At 70.6% G+C, this 13,683-nt stretch carries 12 protein-coding genes; 1 reads left to right on the top strand and 11 read right to left on the bottom strand.

Annotated features, from left to right (window positions below; all coding sequences use genetic code 11):
- From C0481_RS18230 to C0481_RS18200, 7 genes are all read right to left on the bottom strand, one after another.
- Entirely contained in the window at positions 1-414 is a 414-nt protein-coding gene (locus tag C0481_RS18230) for a four-helix bundle copper-binding protein (protein WP_293406461.1), read from the bottom strand.
- 205 nt (positions 415-619) lie between these two features.
- A complete protein-coding gene (locus tag C0481_RS18225; RefSeq protein WP_293406459.1) occupies positions 620-2,161 on the bottom strand; it encodes an acetolactate synthase large subunit in 1,542 nt (513 codons plus the stop codon).
- On the bottom strand, positions 2,161-3,930 hold the full coding sequence (locus C0481_RS18220) for a feruloyl-CoA synthase (protein ID WP_293406457.1): 1,770 nt from the start codon (positions 3,928-3,930) through the stop codon (positions 2,161-2,163). Before C0481_RS18220 ends, C0481_RS18225 begins: the two co-directional genes overlap by 1 nt.
- Before the next feature lie 66 nt (positions 3,931-3,996).
- Complete coding sequence (locus C0481_RS18215; RefSeq protein WP_293406455.1) at positions 3,997-5,064, bottom strand: DUF898 family protein; 1,068 nt, start codon at positions 5,062-5,064, stop codon at positions 3,997-3,999.
- Between the two features lie 125 nt (positions 5,065-5,189).
- Positions 5,190-5,861: an alpha/beta fold hydrolase gene (locus C0481_RS18210; protein WP_293406453.1), complete on the bottom strand. Its 672-nt coding sequence runs from the start codon at positions 5,859-5,861 to the stop codon at positions 5,190-5,192.
- A gap of 12 nt (positions 5,862-5,873) precedes the next feature.
- The gene (locus C0481_RS18205) at positions 5,874-7,208 is read right to left on the bottom strand and encodes a dihydroorotase (protein WP_293406451.1); all 1,335 of its coding nucleotides are present in this window, start codon (positions 7,206-7,208) and stop codon (positions 5,874-5,876) included.
- Between the two features lie 15 nt (positions 7,209-7,223).
- A complete protein-coding gene (locus C0481_RS18200) occupies positions 7,224-8,198 on the bottom strand; it encodes a glycosyltransferase family 9 protein (RefSeq protein ID WP_293406449.1) in 975 nt (324 codons plus the stop codon).
- Positions 8,199-8,259: 61 nt separating this feature from the next.
- Between C0481_RS18200 and C0481_RS18195 the strand changes: the two genes are divergently transcribed.
- Positions 8,260-9,060, top strand: coding sequence for a folate-binding protein YgfZ (locus C0481_RS18195; RefSeq protein ID WP_293406447.1), 801 nt, complete (start codon positions 8,260-8,262; stop codon positions 9,058-9,060).
- 140 nt (positions 9,061-9,200) lie between these two features.
- Here C0481_RS18195 and C0481_RS18190 read toward each other — a convergent pair whose 3' ends face one another.
- The 4 genes from C0481_RS18190 to C0481_RS18175 form a co-directional block, all read right to left on the bottom strand.
- Entirely contained in the window at positions 9,201-9,569 is a 369-nt protein-coding gene (locus tag C0481_RS18190; protein WP_293406445.1) for a hypothetical protein, read from the bottom strand.
- Positions 9,570-9,577: 8 nt separating this feature from the next.
- Complete coding sequence (locus tag C0481_RS18185) at positions 9,578-10,447, bottom strand: alpha/beta hydrolase (RefSeq protein WP_293406443.1); 870 nt, start codon at positions 10,445-10,447, stop codon at positions 9,578-9,580.
- A 3-nt stretch (positions 10,448-10,450) separates the two neighbouring features.
- Complete coding sequence (locus tag C0481_RS18180) at positions 10,451-10,993, bottom strand: dihydrofolate reductase family protein (protein WP_293406441.1); 543 nt, start codon at positions 10,991-10,993, stop codon at positions 10,451-10,453.
- A 101-nt stretch (positions 10,994-11,094) separates the two neighbouring features.
- Positions 11,095-13,623, bottom strand: a complete 2,529-nt coding sequence (locus C0481_RS18175; RefSeq protein WP_293406439.1) for a hypothetical protein — start codon at positions 13,621-13,623, stop codon at positions 11,095-11,097.
- Between the last annotated feature and the right edge of the window lie 60 nt (positions 13,624-13,683).

Raw genomic sequence — 13,683 nt, 5'->3', positions numbered from 1 at the left:
TCAGTGCTGGGTGGCGAAGTTCTCCTGCCGCGCCTGGGCGCAGGCTTGTTCGCACATGCGGCAAGCTTCAGCGCAAATCCGGCAATGCTCCATGTGCGCGGCGTGCCGTTCGCACTCCTGCGCGCACAGCCGGCAGGCCGCTTCGCACAGCCCGATCATCTCGCCGACCAGCACCTGGTTGGATCCCGTGCGCCGCGTCGCCAGCGCCCCGGTCGTCGCGCAGACGTCGGCGCAGTCCAGGCAGAAGCGGATACACTGGGTCAGCTTGACCACCTTGTCCTCGCCCAGGCAGGCGTCGGCGCAGGCAGTGCAGGTCTGGGCGCAGTCGTAGCATTCCTCGATGCAGGCGATCAGCGCCGCATTGGTCAGCCCGCCGGCCTGGGGATGCGTCGGAATGATCTGCTGGGCGTGCATGGCGGCCTCCTGAGGTTGGGAATGTCCCCCAACCTGCGGACCGCGCCGCGGTTCCCACTCCCGCTTCGGTGAGAGTGGATCCTCCCCTCACCCTCCCTCTCCCCGCGGGGAGAAGTTGAGCCATGCCCTGACGTCCCCTCTCCCCTTCCAAGGGGAGAGGTTGGGTGAGGGGTTCGCGCCGCGGAGCGGCGCTCTTCCAGACCGCCTAGATCGCCGCTTCGATGAACTTCGGGCCGGGCTCGGCCATGGCCTTGGCGAAGGCGGCATCGAACTCCTCGGCCGTCTCGCAGCGCACGGCCGGCACGCCCAGGCCCTTGGCCAGCGACACCCAGTCGATCTTGGGATCGCCCAGGTCCAGCAACTTGCTGGCCGACGGGCCCGGATTGCCCGAGCCGGTGCGGCCCATCTCGATGTTGAGGATCCGGTACGAGTGATTGGCGAACACCACCACCGTCACGTCCTGGTTCTCGCGCGCCATCGTCCAGAGGCTCTGCACCGTGTACATCGCCGAGCCGTCGCCGTTCAGCGACACGATCTTGCGGTCGGGCGCGGCGACCGCCGCCCCAATGGCCAGCGGCCCGCCGATGCCGATCGCCCCGCCGGTCAGGGCCAGCACGTCATGCGCCTTGGCGGTCGCGCAGGGCACGGCGATGCCGCCGCCCGAGGTCACCGAGTCGTCGCAGATGATCGCGCCTTCCGGCAGATGGCGGGCCACCGACACACCCGCCGACTGCGGGGTCAGGGGCCCGGTCGGCGCGGCGTCGGCCACCTTGTAGGACTGGACCGGGCCGCTCGCCGGCGCGCCCAGGGCGTCGGCCAGGGCCGCCAGGCCGGCGACCGCGTCCTCCGACCGCTGCGCCAGGGTCGTGGTCTCGCAGCCCTCGGGCACCAGCACGCTCGGCCGGTCCGGATAGGCGAAGAACGCCACCGGGGTCACGGTGCCCACGAACACCATCAGGTCTGTGCCTTCCAGGTCGGCCAGCGCCGCCTCGCCGAAGTACTGCATCCGCGCCGGCTGGAAGACGCCCGCGCCGCGCGGCTGGCGCGCGCAGAAGGTGTCGGCCATCACCCGCACGCCCGCCGCCTGCAGGCGCGCGGCCTGCTCCAGGGCCTTGGCGCTGGTCCCCTGCCCGCCCAGCAGCACCACCGGCTTGGCGGCGGCGCGGACCTTCTTGGCGACCTCCTCGACCACGCCGCTGGCTGGCGGCGCGCGCGTCGGGACAGGGGCCTTCACCGCGCCCTTGGTGGTCTCCAGCCAGGCCGAGTCGGCCGGCAGGATCAGGCTGACCGGCCCGCCCGGCGCGCCATAGCTGGCGGTCACCGCCTCGGCGGTCAGTTCGGCGACGCTGTCGGGGCTGTCGGCCGACTTCACCCACAGCGAGTTGGGGCCGACGATGGTCGGGATGTCGGAGTTCAGCGGCGCGTCGTACTGGCGGTGATAGGTGGCGTGGTCGCCGATCACGTTGACGATCGGGGTGAAGGCGCGTCGCGCGTTGTGCAGGTTGGCCAGGCCGTTGCCGTAGCCGGGGCCCAGGTGCAGCAGGGTGCAGGCCGGGGTCTCGGCGATCCGGCCATAGCCGTCGGCCGCGCCCGTCGCCACGCCCTCGAACAGGCACAGCACCGGCCGCATCCGCGGTTCACGGTCCAGCGCCGCGACGAACTGCATCTCGCTGGTGCCGGGATTGGCGAAGCAGGCGGTGACCTCGTTTTCGACGAGGGTGGTAATCAGGGCGTCGGCGCCGTTCATCAAAACACCATCACATCAGCAGCATCGGAAAAGAGACGTTCGGCCTGCGCCGCCCGCAGCGTGCGGGCGACGGGCTGGGCGATATAGCCCTTGTCGGTGATCTCGCCGGCGTTGGCGTCGGGGGGCGTGTCCAGCACCAGCGCGCGGGCCACCTTGCCGCCCGAGCCCTTGGCCCCGGCGTTGAAGCGCTCGATCCCGGCCCGCACCGCCGCGGCGATCGCCGCGCGGTCCATGTTCGGGTTCGGATAGAACAGCAGGCCGACGGCTTCCTTGCCCTCGCCGCAGACCACGGCGTCGGTGACCGCGTCGCCCACCGCCGAGACCGCCTTCACCCGCAGGTCGCCGACCGTGACGAAGGTGCCGCTGGCCAGCTTGAAGTTTTCCGAGATGCGGCCGTCGAAGGCCAGGCCCGCCTGCGGGCTGCCCTCGTCGACGAACCGCGCCGCGTCGCCCAGCAGATAGAAGCCGTCGGCGTCATAGCTCTGCGCCGACAGCTCCGGCCGGCCCAGATAGCCGGGCGAGACCTGCGGCCCCTTCACCCGGAACTCCAGCTTGCCCGCCGACGGGGTCAACTTGACCGCCGTGCCCGGCACCGGCAGGCCGATCAGCCCCATGCGGTCGTTGCGCCAATGGACGTTGCAGGCGGTCGGCCCGGTCTCGGTCGCGCCATAGCCGGACGCAAAGCTGATCTTCTCGCCGACAGTCGCCAGGGCGACGGCCTGGATGCGGTCGCAGGTGTCCTGGCCCAGCGCCGCGCCGCCGTACTGCAGCACCCGCACCTGCTCGAAGAAGGTCTTGGCCAGCGCCTCGTCGCGCTCCAGCTCGCCGACCAGCAGCATCCAGCCGGCCGGGACCATGTTGTGATAGGTGGTCGCCACCTCGGTCAGGTTGCGCACCGTCTCGGCGAACCGCCCGGCCACCGGCTGGCCAGCGTCGATATACACGGTCCCGCCGCGATGCAGCGCCATGTGCAGGATCGAATTGGCCCCCAGGCTGTGGCTCCAGGGCGCGGAGTTGACCATCACCGGCGGCTCGTCGTCGGCGAAGCAGGCCGCGATCTGCGCGGAGTTCAGCGCGATCCCGCGATGCAGGCAGATCACCGCCTTGGGCAGGCCGGTCGATCCAGAGGTCAGCAGATACTTGGCGTGGTCGTCGGGCTGGGCGCTCGCATCGACGCCGGCCGCGCTCAGCAGCCGCGCCAGCGGCACGTCGCCCGGCCGCGCGTTCTTGCCAGCGATGACCGGCAGCCCGGCCAGGAACGGCGCTTCCAGCGCCTCGGAGAACAGGCCGGCGTCCTCGGTGTAGACCGCCGCCGGTTTGAGCACCTCGACCGCATGGGCCAGCCGCGTCAGATTCGCGCCCGGCAGCCCATACTGCGGCGAGACCGGCGCGATCGGCATGCCCTGGCTCATCGCCGCGTAGCCGACCAGCCCGTGGTCGATCCCGTTGCGCGCCAGGATCAGCAGCGGCCGGGTCCCGACCACGCCCAGTTCGCGCAGGCCCCCGGCGATCGCCCGCACCTGCTCGCGCGCCTCGCCGAACGAGGTCCGCCGCCACCCCTCGCCCGAGCGCTCGGCCAACCAGGCCCGGCCCGGCGCCTCGCGCGCCCAGCGGTCCAGCGCCTGGGTCATGGTGGTGAAGTCGCCGGAGAACGGCGTCGGATTGGACAGGATCAGCTCGCCGCCGCCCCTCTCCTCGATGTCCAGCTGCGTCGGCGCATAGCGCGCGTCGCGGAACGGGGCGTCTGTGGGGCGGATTCTAGCGTCCATGATGCGCATAGCCTTAGCGGGCGAGCGCCGGGGATGTCATCCCATCAAAGCAAATCGGCCGCGGCCTCAGGCCCCCGCCCTGGCCTCCACGGGCGCGAACGCCACGGCCGCCAACCGCCGCGCCGCTCTCGTCCGCCTCGACAGCCGGCGCGCTTCTTCCAGCCGCGAAAAGACGAACGCGCTCTCACGGGCCGCCGCGTAGGGCGCCAGCGCCCCCAGCGAGACGATGCGCAGCGCGGTGTTGGTCGCCTGCAGCCGCGCCCAGGCCCGCCGGCGTAGCGGCAGCGCCAGGCCCAGTCCCGCCGCCGTCGCGCTGCGCCGCGCAGCCTGGTACGGCGCCCAGGCGAGCACCAGGGGCGGCCATAAGCCCAGCACCAGCGCGACCAGCCCCGCCAGCAGGCCCAGGCTCGACCCCGTTCCGATGGCGATCGTGGGCACCAGGCCCGCCGCCAGGCCCAGCAGCACCCCCGCCGCGAACAGCGCGATCATCACAGTCCCGAACCAGCCGATGGCGAAGACGCTGTAGAGCGGACGGCGCGCCGCAGCCGCCGCGTCATAGGCGGCCGGGCGATGCGGGTGGCGCAGGCCGCCCCACAGCGCCGCGTCGCGCCGCCGGTCGGCCGCTGGCCGCGACCAGCCGAGCGTCAGCACGCTGATCGCCGCGTCGCGCAACTCGCCCAGCGCAAAAGTCGCCGACGAGCCGTCGACCTCGAACACCTGCCCGCGCCACTCCGTTCGGGTGGCCAGATAGACGAAGCCGACGAAGCGGCAGAATCCCAGGAACAGCGTGACGCTGGCCGCCGCGACCAGCGCCGCCGGCGCGCCCCAGGCGCCGTATCCCCGGACCGCCGCCACCGCGGCGGCCAGCGCCGCGCCGACGACCACCAGCTTGGCGAGCGCGCCGATCATCAGCTCGACCCCGAGACCGCCATAGTCCAACGGCTCGCCGTTCATGTCGGTGGCCGCCCACAGCCGCCGGCGGCTCTCGCTCCGGCCCCAAAATCGGTAAAGCCCGAGGGTGGCGATGTTCAGCGCCCCGTGGCGCAGGGCAAGCGGCAGAAAGTCCCGTGCATCCAGCTGCTGCACGAGCGTCAGACTCGGGCCGCCCGACTCGGCGGCGTTCGATCGCGACATCTACTCCCCCGCGACGAGCCTTCGGCGCGCGAGTGCGCCGGTCACTTCCCACTGTCAGTAGTATGGGGGTGAAAGTATTGCCGAGACGCGAACCCGACGCCCGCGGCTTCACCCGGCGCGGGAACTCAGCGCTCGAAGCGGCCGGCGCCCAAGAAAGCGGCGACCTGGCTCTGCACCGCCCCGGAGCGGACCATGAAGGTGTGGCCGACGTGCAGGGTCAGGAAATCAGCCATTTCCGGCAATCGCGTGCTCTCGACGCTGACCTTGCCGTCGTTGGGCCGCCCCTCGAAGCAGCCGGCGAACCAGGGTTCATAGTTCCGCGTGCCGGCGATGACGCCGACGTCCAGCGGCAGCGGCCGCGCGAAGACGGGCGGCTCGCGCGCGCCCAGCGCCTGACCGGCCGGGCCGAGCGCGCGCCTGAACCACCAATGGTGCTTGAGCTCGTCGGCGACCTCGCTGCCGGCGTTGGGCGGCCCCAGCATGACGGCCCGCCCGGCCTCGGCCACCTCGTGGTCCTGGAAGTAGCGCCGCAACAGCACGCCGCCGAGCGAGTGGGTCACGAAGTGGATGCGCGTCGCCTCGCGCCGCCGGCACTGGTCGATGTCCTGGTCCAGGCCCGCCGCCGCCGCCTCGATGCTCAGCCGAGTCGAGGGGTAGCTGCGGGCGACGACCGCATAGCCGCGGTCGGTCAGATAGCGGCCGATAGGCGCCATCGAGGCGGCGCTACGCCCCAGGCCGTGGATCAACACGACGCACTCGCCCGGTTGCGCCATCGGCAGGGCCAGCGAAGCGACCATCGCCGCCAGCAATTAGCCGCCCAGGGTCTCGGCGAACCGCACCGGCTGGCCGATGCTCGGCGCGACCAGCTCGTCGTCGCGCATCACCACCGTGCCGCGGATGATCGTCGCCGTCGGCCAGCCCTTGGCCTCGAAGCCGTCGAACGGGGTCCAGCCGACACGGGTCGACATGTCCTCGTGCTTGATGGTGCGGCGCGCCTTCATGTCGACCACGGTGATGTCGGCGTCGTAGCCGACCGCCAGCCGGCCCTTGTCGGCCATGCCGAACACCCGGTTCGCGCCATGGCTGGTCAGGTCGACGAAGCGCTCCAGCGACAGCCGGCCCTCGTTCACGTGGGTCAGCATCACCGGCACCAGGGTCTGCACGCCGGGCATGCCCGACGGCGAGGCCGGATAGGGCCGGGCCTTCTCGTCCTTGGTGTGCGGCGCGTGGTCCGAGCCCAGCACGTCGGCGATGCCGGCGGCGACGCCGTGCCACAGCCCGGCCTGGTGATAGGCGTTGCGGATCGGCGGGTTCATCTGGGCGTAGCCCTTCAGCCGCTCATAGGCTTCCGGCGCGGTCAGCGTCAGGTGCTGCGGGGTGACCTCGACGCTGGCCACGTCCTTGTGCAGCGCCAGGAACTCGATCTCCTCGCGGGTGGTCACGTGCAGCACGTGGATGCGCTTGCCCAGCGCCTTGGCGATCCGCACCAGCCGGTGAGTGCTCTCCAGCGCCGAGGCGGCGTCGCGCACTTCCTCGTGGCTGGTCCAGTCGCCGGTGCGGGCCAGCGGCCGGCGTTCGGCCAGCCGGTATTCGTCCTCGGAGTGGAACGCCGCGCGGCGGTTCACATGGCGCAGCACCTGCTCGATGCCCTCGTCGTCCTGCACCAGCAGGCTCCCCGTCGAGGCGCCCATGAACACCTTGATGCCGCAGCAGCCGGGCAGCCGCTCCAGCTCGCCCAGGAACTTGGCGTTCTCGTGGGTGCCGCCGACATAGAAGGCGTGGTCGGTGTGCATCCGGCCGGCCGCGCGATGCAGCTTGTCGGCCAGGGCGTCGGGGTCGGTGGTGGTCGGCTCGGTGTTCGGCATTTCGAACACGGCGACGACCCCGCCCATGGCGGCGGCGCGCGAGCCTGTCTCCAGGTCTTCCTTCCACTCCAGGCCAGGTTCGCGGAAGTGGACCTGGGTGTCGATCACCCCCGGCAGCACGGTCAGGCCCTTGGCGTCGAACACTTCGCCGGCGCTGGCCTGGCTCAGGTCGCCGATCTCGACGATCTTGCCGGCGCGAACGCCGACGTCGGCATGGCCGCGGCCGGCATGGTTCACCACCTCGCCGCCCCTCACGATGAGGTCGAAGGTCTCGGGCATGTGTCGTCTCTGGGCTTAACTGGCTTTGGAACTGGTTTGGGCGAGCAGGTCCTTGGCGGCGTTGGTCACCCAATCCACCGGCAGGTCCATCATGTGACAGAGCGCCTGCGAGAGGCCGGGGTCAACCTCGCGGATCTGATCGAGGCTGCGAATGCCGCGGACGATGCGGGTGTTCTCCCCCCATGGCCCATAGAGCTTGTCGTCCGACGGCCCGAACAATCCGATGGTCGGGGTCCCGGCCGCGGCGGCCATGTGCATCAGGCCGCTGTCGTTGCCGATGAACAGCTGCGCACGCTTCAGGCAGGCATAGCTGGCCAGCAGTTCGACCTTGCCGGCCAGATCGATGGTCCGCTCGCGCGGCACGACGTTGCGCAGCGCGCTGACCGCCTGTTGGTCTGCGGGCCCGCCCAGCAGCATCAGCCGCCCGCCGGCCAGCGGCCCGCCCAACAGCTGGATCGCCACCTGCGCGAAGCGTTCGGCCGGCCAGGTCTTGCCGACCCAGTTGGCGGCCGGAGCCATCGCCAGGATCGGCCCCTTGCCCGCAGTCAGTTCGTCGGTATACGCCTCGGTCGCCGCCGAGGTGAACAGGTAAGGCGACGGCGGATCGTCCTCGATCTTCAGCAGCCGCGCGGCCTCGATGACCTTGTGCACGCCGCCGCCGGAGCCGCGCTTGTAGACCGCCCGCCGCTCGCGGCGCAGGAACTGCGAGATCGCCGAACCGCGCAGGTCGACGATCAGCCCCCACTTGCGATGGCGCACCTCGCGCCACAGCTTGAACCAGTGGCCGCCGTTCTTGGCCTTCTCCAGCACGATGAGACGGTCGAGGTTCGGGACCTCGGCGAACAGCGGCGCGGCCGCCTTGCCGGCGACGATCGTGAAGCGCGCGTTCGGAACCTCGTCCAGCAATCGTTTGATCAGGCCGGACGACAGCACCGCGTCGCCGATCCGGGTCGCGGTGATGAACAGAATCGGGAAGGACCCGTGCGCCATCGTCCTTCTATAGGGCTCCTGACGCTGGCGCTCCACCCGCGCAGCCCTTAACTCCACTACCATGTCGACGCAGCCCCCGATCGCAGCCCTGTCCAGCCGAGCCCTGATCGCCGTCTCTGGCGAGGATTGGCGCAGTTTCCTGCACGGCCTCATCACCCAGGACGTCGAGACCCTCGCGGACGGCGAGGTGCGGTTCGGCGCTCTCTTGAACCCCCAGGGCCGGCTTTTGTTCGATTTGTTCGTGGTCGGACGGTCCGGCGGCGCCTTGATCGACGTCGAACGGACCAGCCGCGAGGCCCTGATCCTGCGCCTGACCATGTACCGGCTGCGCGCCAAGGTCGTGATCGCCGCCGACGAGTCTCCGGTGCTGGCCGCCTGGGGCGCCGACCCCGGCCCTGGCTGGGCGCCCGACCCGCGCCTGCCCGCGCTCGGCTGGCGCGGCTACGGCCTCGAGGCCGCGCCGACCGCCGACGAAGCCGCCTACGACGCCCACCGCCTGGCGCTCGGCGTGCCCGGCCCGGCCGACTGGGGCGTCGAGCAGACCTATCCGATCGAGGCCAATTTCGACCTGCTGCACGGCATCGACTTCCACAAGGGCTGCTTCATCGGCCAGGAGACCACCTCGCGCATGAAGCGCCGCGGCCAGATCAAGAACCGCATGCTGCCCCTGGCCTTCGACGGCGCCCCGCCGCCGCCGGGGTCCGAGCTTCTCCTCGACGGCGAACGCCGCGCCGGCGAAGTGCTCTCGGGCGCGCAAGGCCGCGCCATCGCTCTCGTCCGCCTCGACCGCCTCGAAGGCGCCCTCACCGCCGACGGCCGCGAAGCTCGCGCGGAAAAGCCGGAGTGGCTGGAAACCAACTAGATCCTCCCCCGCTGGGGAGGTGGCTCGATGCAAAGCATCGAGACGGAGGGGGCTTGCTCGCCCCTAAGATCGTCATGGCCGGGCTTGACCCGGCCACCCATACACGCCGCGCTCAGCGAACTAGACGGCGCCGTCGCCGCCTATGGGTCCCCGACACTCCGCTGCGCTCCGGTCGAGGATGACGAGCGGTAAGTGGAGCATCCCGCAAGCCCCGGCGAGTAGCGCGGCCCTAGGAGCGTTTCACGTTCGACAAGCGCGATGCGGTCGCCAACGACGCAGCCGTGGCCGCGACGCATGCCGAGGCGCACACGTCGTTCTCCCACTTCCACCCAAATTCCTGGCCGCGTACCGGTCTCGGACTCGCTCGAAAGCAATCCGACGACCGCACCTTCCGTCTCGCGCCCCGGCTCAAGGCTGATGATCGGCAGCACGAGGCCCGCAAGAACCAGCACGACCACAGACATCGCGACGGCGAGCATGATGCCGTCCCGATGCACGGCAATGAACAAGCGCAACCTCACCCGAGCAAAAAACCCCGCAGCGCCGCCAGCGTCTCGGCCGGCTTCTCCTCGGCCAGGAAGTGCCCAGCCCCCTCGATCGCCTGGCCGCGCAGGTCCTCGCACCAGGGCCGCCAGACCTGCAGCACGTCGTACCAGCGACCGACCGCTCCGTTGGCGCCCCACAGCACCTGGGTCGGGGCGGCGATCTTCTTCACGCCGCGATCGGCCTCGTCGGCGGCGACGTCGTAGGTCGCCCCGGCCCGGTAGTCCTCGCACATGGCGTGGATCACAGCCGGGTCGGCCAGGGCCTCCACATAGTCGGCGTAGGCCGCAGGCTCGAAATAGGTCGCGCCCTGGGCGATGCGGAACGCGAAGTGCACCGGGTCGGCGGCGATGAAGTGCTCGGGGAACGGATGAGCCTGCGCCAGGAAGCTCCAGTGCCAATAGCCCAACGCAAAGCGCCGGTCGGCCAGCCGCCAGACGTCGGCGGTCGGGATGATGTCCAGGAGGCTCAGCTTACCGACCGCGTGCGGCGCGTCCAGCGCCAGCCGATAGGCCGTTCGCCCGCCGCGGTCGTGGCCGACGACGTCGAAGCGGTCAAAGCCCAGCAGCGCCATCAGCGCCACCACGTCGCGCGCCATCGCCCGCTTCGAATAGGGCTCATGGTCGGGCGCCGTCGACGGCTTGGAACTGCCGCCGTAGCCGCGCAGGTCGGGAGCCACCACCGTAAAGTCCCGGGCCAGCTCCCCGGCGATCTGGCCCCACATCATGTGCGTCTGCGGATAGCCGTGCAGCAACAGCAGCGGCGGCCCCGAGCCGCCGTGCCGAAAACGCAGCACGGCCTCGCCGGTGCTCATGCGCTCGAGCTTGAAGCCTTCGAAGGACATCGCTCAGCCCTCCGCGTCGGCCGGCTCGTAGGTCAGCTGGATCGCGTCCGGACCGATCCGCTCGTGCCCGACCAGGCGCAGCCGCGGCCGCGGCCCGACGAAGTACGGACTGCCGTCGCCCAGCACGACGGGATGCAGATAGATGCGATAGGCGTCGATGAGCCCGAGCTCGCCCAAACTCTTGGCCAGCACCGGGCCGCCGACCTCGATCTCGCCGGGCTGCTCGGCCTTCACCTTGCGGAGCACCGCCTCGAAGTCCTCGCCGACCAGCGTGGCGTTCGGCCCGACCTGCGTCAGCGAGCGCGACACCACCCACTTGTGCTGCTTGCGCCAGGCGTCCGCAAACGCGCGCTCGGCCTCGCCCCAACCGGCGTCGTCGACGTCCCAGTAGCGCATGATCTCATAGAGCCCGCGGCCATAGATCGCCCCGGTCTGCTCGCGCGCCTGCTCGACGAAGTGCTGGAACAGCACGGGATCGGGCGCGAACCTGTCGTAGTCGACATAGCCGTCGAGCGACTGGTTCATTCCAAAGACGAGCCTCGCCATGCGCAGCCTCCCTTGCTTGGGGCGACGATAGCGCGATCTCGCGGAAAGGCCATTTTCCTCCCCTGCGTAGCGGGGGAGGAAATCGATCCCTCAATCGATCTCTAGAAGAACAGCTTGCGCACCGTGAACTTCACCGTCCGGCCGACCGGGTCCAGCAGGTCGGGCTGGTAGCTGATCGGGGTGGTCCCCTGCGGGGTCGTGACGTCCTGGCGCTCGTCGAACAGGTTGTCGACCGACAGCGTCGCGCGCATGCCGCGCAGCCACTTCTGCTCGCGGGCGATCGGCTGCATGCCGAGGTCGGCGAACAGCCGCAGGTTCACCGTCGTCAGGTCCGAGAATTCCAGGTCCTCGGCCGCGGTCAGGCCCGTGACCTTGGTCGCGCTCTGCCACTTGGCGTTCGCCGCTACGCCCATCCCGCCGCGGGTGTAGTTGGCCTGCAGATCGACCTGGTGGCGCGGCGAGCCGCCGCCCGAGCCCAGCGCCCCGCCGTCCAGCAGATCGAGCGTCGGCACGCCCGGCCGGATCTCGACTTCGTCCTTGAACGCCACGGTGTGATAGAGCCCGACCTGGAACACGCCGTTGCGCGGGCCGCCGGGGCCGAAGCCGCCGATCCGATTGCCGCCCCCGCCCGGGCCGCCGAAGCCGCCGCCCATCCGAGGTCCGTCGCCGCCGCCCATGCCGGCGCCGGGCGGCGGACCATCGCCAGACGGCGGGCCGTCCGGCGGGCCTTCGCCCTGACGCTGCTGGCCTTGCCCCTGCTGGCCCTGAGCTTGTTGGCCCTGGCCTTGTCGGCCCTGAGCTTGTTGGCCCTGCCCCTGCTGACCCTGACCTTGCTGTGCTTGCCGCTCGGCCTGGAACCGCTGGCGCATGGCGGCCATCTGCTCCGGAGTCGGCTGCGGGCCGACCGGGCGCGAATAGGTGAAGCCGTAGCGCAGCTCATCGCGCGATTGCTTGGCGAAGTTCACTGGCCGCGCGTCGATCAGGGTCAGGTCGCCGGCCGCGTTGCGCACGAAGCGATCGGGGAAGGCGTCCTCGATCTGGGTCGAGGCCGACGGGAAGGCCGCGATGGCGTCGTCGGTGCGGGTCGAGACGAAGTTGGCCTGGAAGTTCAGGTTGACCTTGTCCCAGGGCTTGTAGCTGACGCCCAGCTTGAAGGTGTCGCGCTGGCTGGCGTCCAGGGTCGAGAGGCCGCCGCTCACGCGGGTCACCTCTACCGTCTGGCCGGTCTGGAAGTCGAACACCCGCACGCCCGGCGTCGAGGTCAGCGGGTCGCCCAGCTGGTTCATGGTCGGCGCCTGGTCGGCGCGCGTGAACGAGGCCAGCACCCGCAGCGGCTTGATCGGGGTCCAGTTGAGACCGCCGCCGATCGTCTGCAGGTCGCCGAAATCCGACAGGTTCTGGTAGCCGAGGTTCACATTGGCCGACAGCTTGCCCAGATGCTCGCCCAGCCCCTCGCCGGCGGCGATCAGCGGCACGTCGAAATTGGCCTGCAGTTGACCGATGTTGCGGTCCAGCGTGTTCGACGCCGTCACGCCTAGCCGGTCGGCCTCGCTCTCGAACTGGGTCGCCGAGGCCCGCGCGGTCAGGGTCGTGCTGACCCGTCCGGCCGGCAGCTCCCACAGCGCGCGGTTCAGCACGATGTCCGACTGGGCCGTGGTGGTCGTGCTCTTGGTGCGGTCGGTATAGGGCAGGCCGCTGAAGTCGCGGTCGGTCGACGACTTGGCGACGTCCTGCGTCAGCCCGCCGGTGTACGACCACTGCCAGCCGGCATAGGCGCCGGCCGCTGCGGCGGCGAGCCGGCCCGACGTGGTCTCCGAGCGACGCAGCAGCGCGTCGTCCGAGAACGGCGACAGGCCGAGCTTGCCCTGGCTGTCGGTGAAATCGAGCCCGGCGTTGATGGTGCCGCTGACCCCCTCGCCCAGCGGCCGCGCATAGACCCCGTTCAGCGACAGGGCCGTGGTGTCCGAGCTCAGGGTGCGCAGGTCGCCCTCGCCGCCAACGATGTCGCGGTCGCCTTCGTAGATCGGCTTGGTGTCGGTCACCCGCGCGTCGAGCATCAGCCGCTGGCCGCGCAGGATGTTCAGGACCGAGCCGTGGCCCATCACGCTCTGGCCGCCGCCGTCCTGGGTCGGGGTCGAACCCGAGGCCTCGGCCAGGGTCGCCTTGAAGCGCTGGCGCAGTACGAAGTTCACGACCTTCTGGTCGGCCGGATAGCCGTACTTCAGCGAGACCTCTTCCGGCAGGATGTCGACCCGCACGATCGCCTCGGTCGGCAGGTCGCGGATTTCCGCAAAGCCGGTGATCCGGCCGCCGTTGATCAGCACCACCGGCCGCCCGCCCGAGCCCTGGCCGCTGGTCAGCTGCGGCGACAGCGCGTCGAGCAACTCGGTGACGCTGGCCGCGCCATAGGCCCGGATCTCGCGCGGCGAGATCGACAGCTCCGGCGTGATGTCGCCGATCACCGAGCCCGGCAGATTGCCGCGACCGGCGACGACCACCAGTTCCTCGACCTCGGTGTCGGTCTCATGCTCCTCGGTCTGGGCCAGCGCCCCTCCGGCGCAGAGCGTGGCCACGGCGACCCCGCAGAGCAGGCGGGCGGCGATCCGGCGTGGAAAAGGCGATGAACTCACGAGGTACGATCCAGTCATTGGGGAGGATGGAGGCGTGCGGCTAACTGCCTCCACTCTCCT

Source organism: Phenylobacterium sp. (assembly GCF_013822795.1).
Lineage (GTDB): Bacteria > Pseudomonadota > Alphaproteobacteria > Caulobacterales > Caulobacteraceae > Phenylobacterium.
The sequence above is the reverse complement of the archived record's forward strand: the minus strand, read 5'-3'. Positions and strand labels throughout refer to the sequence as shown.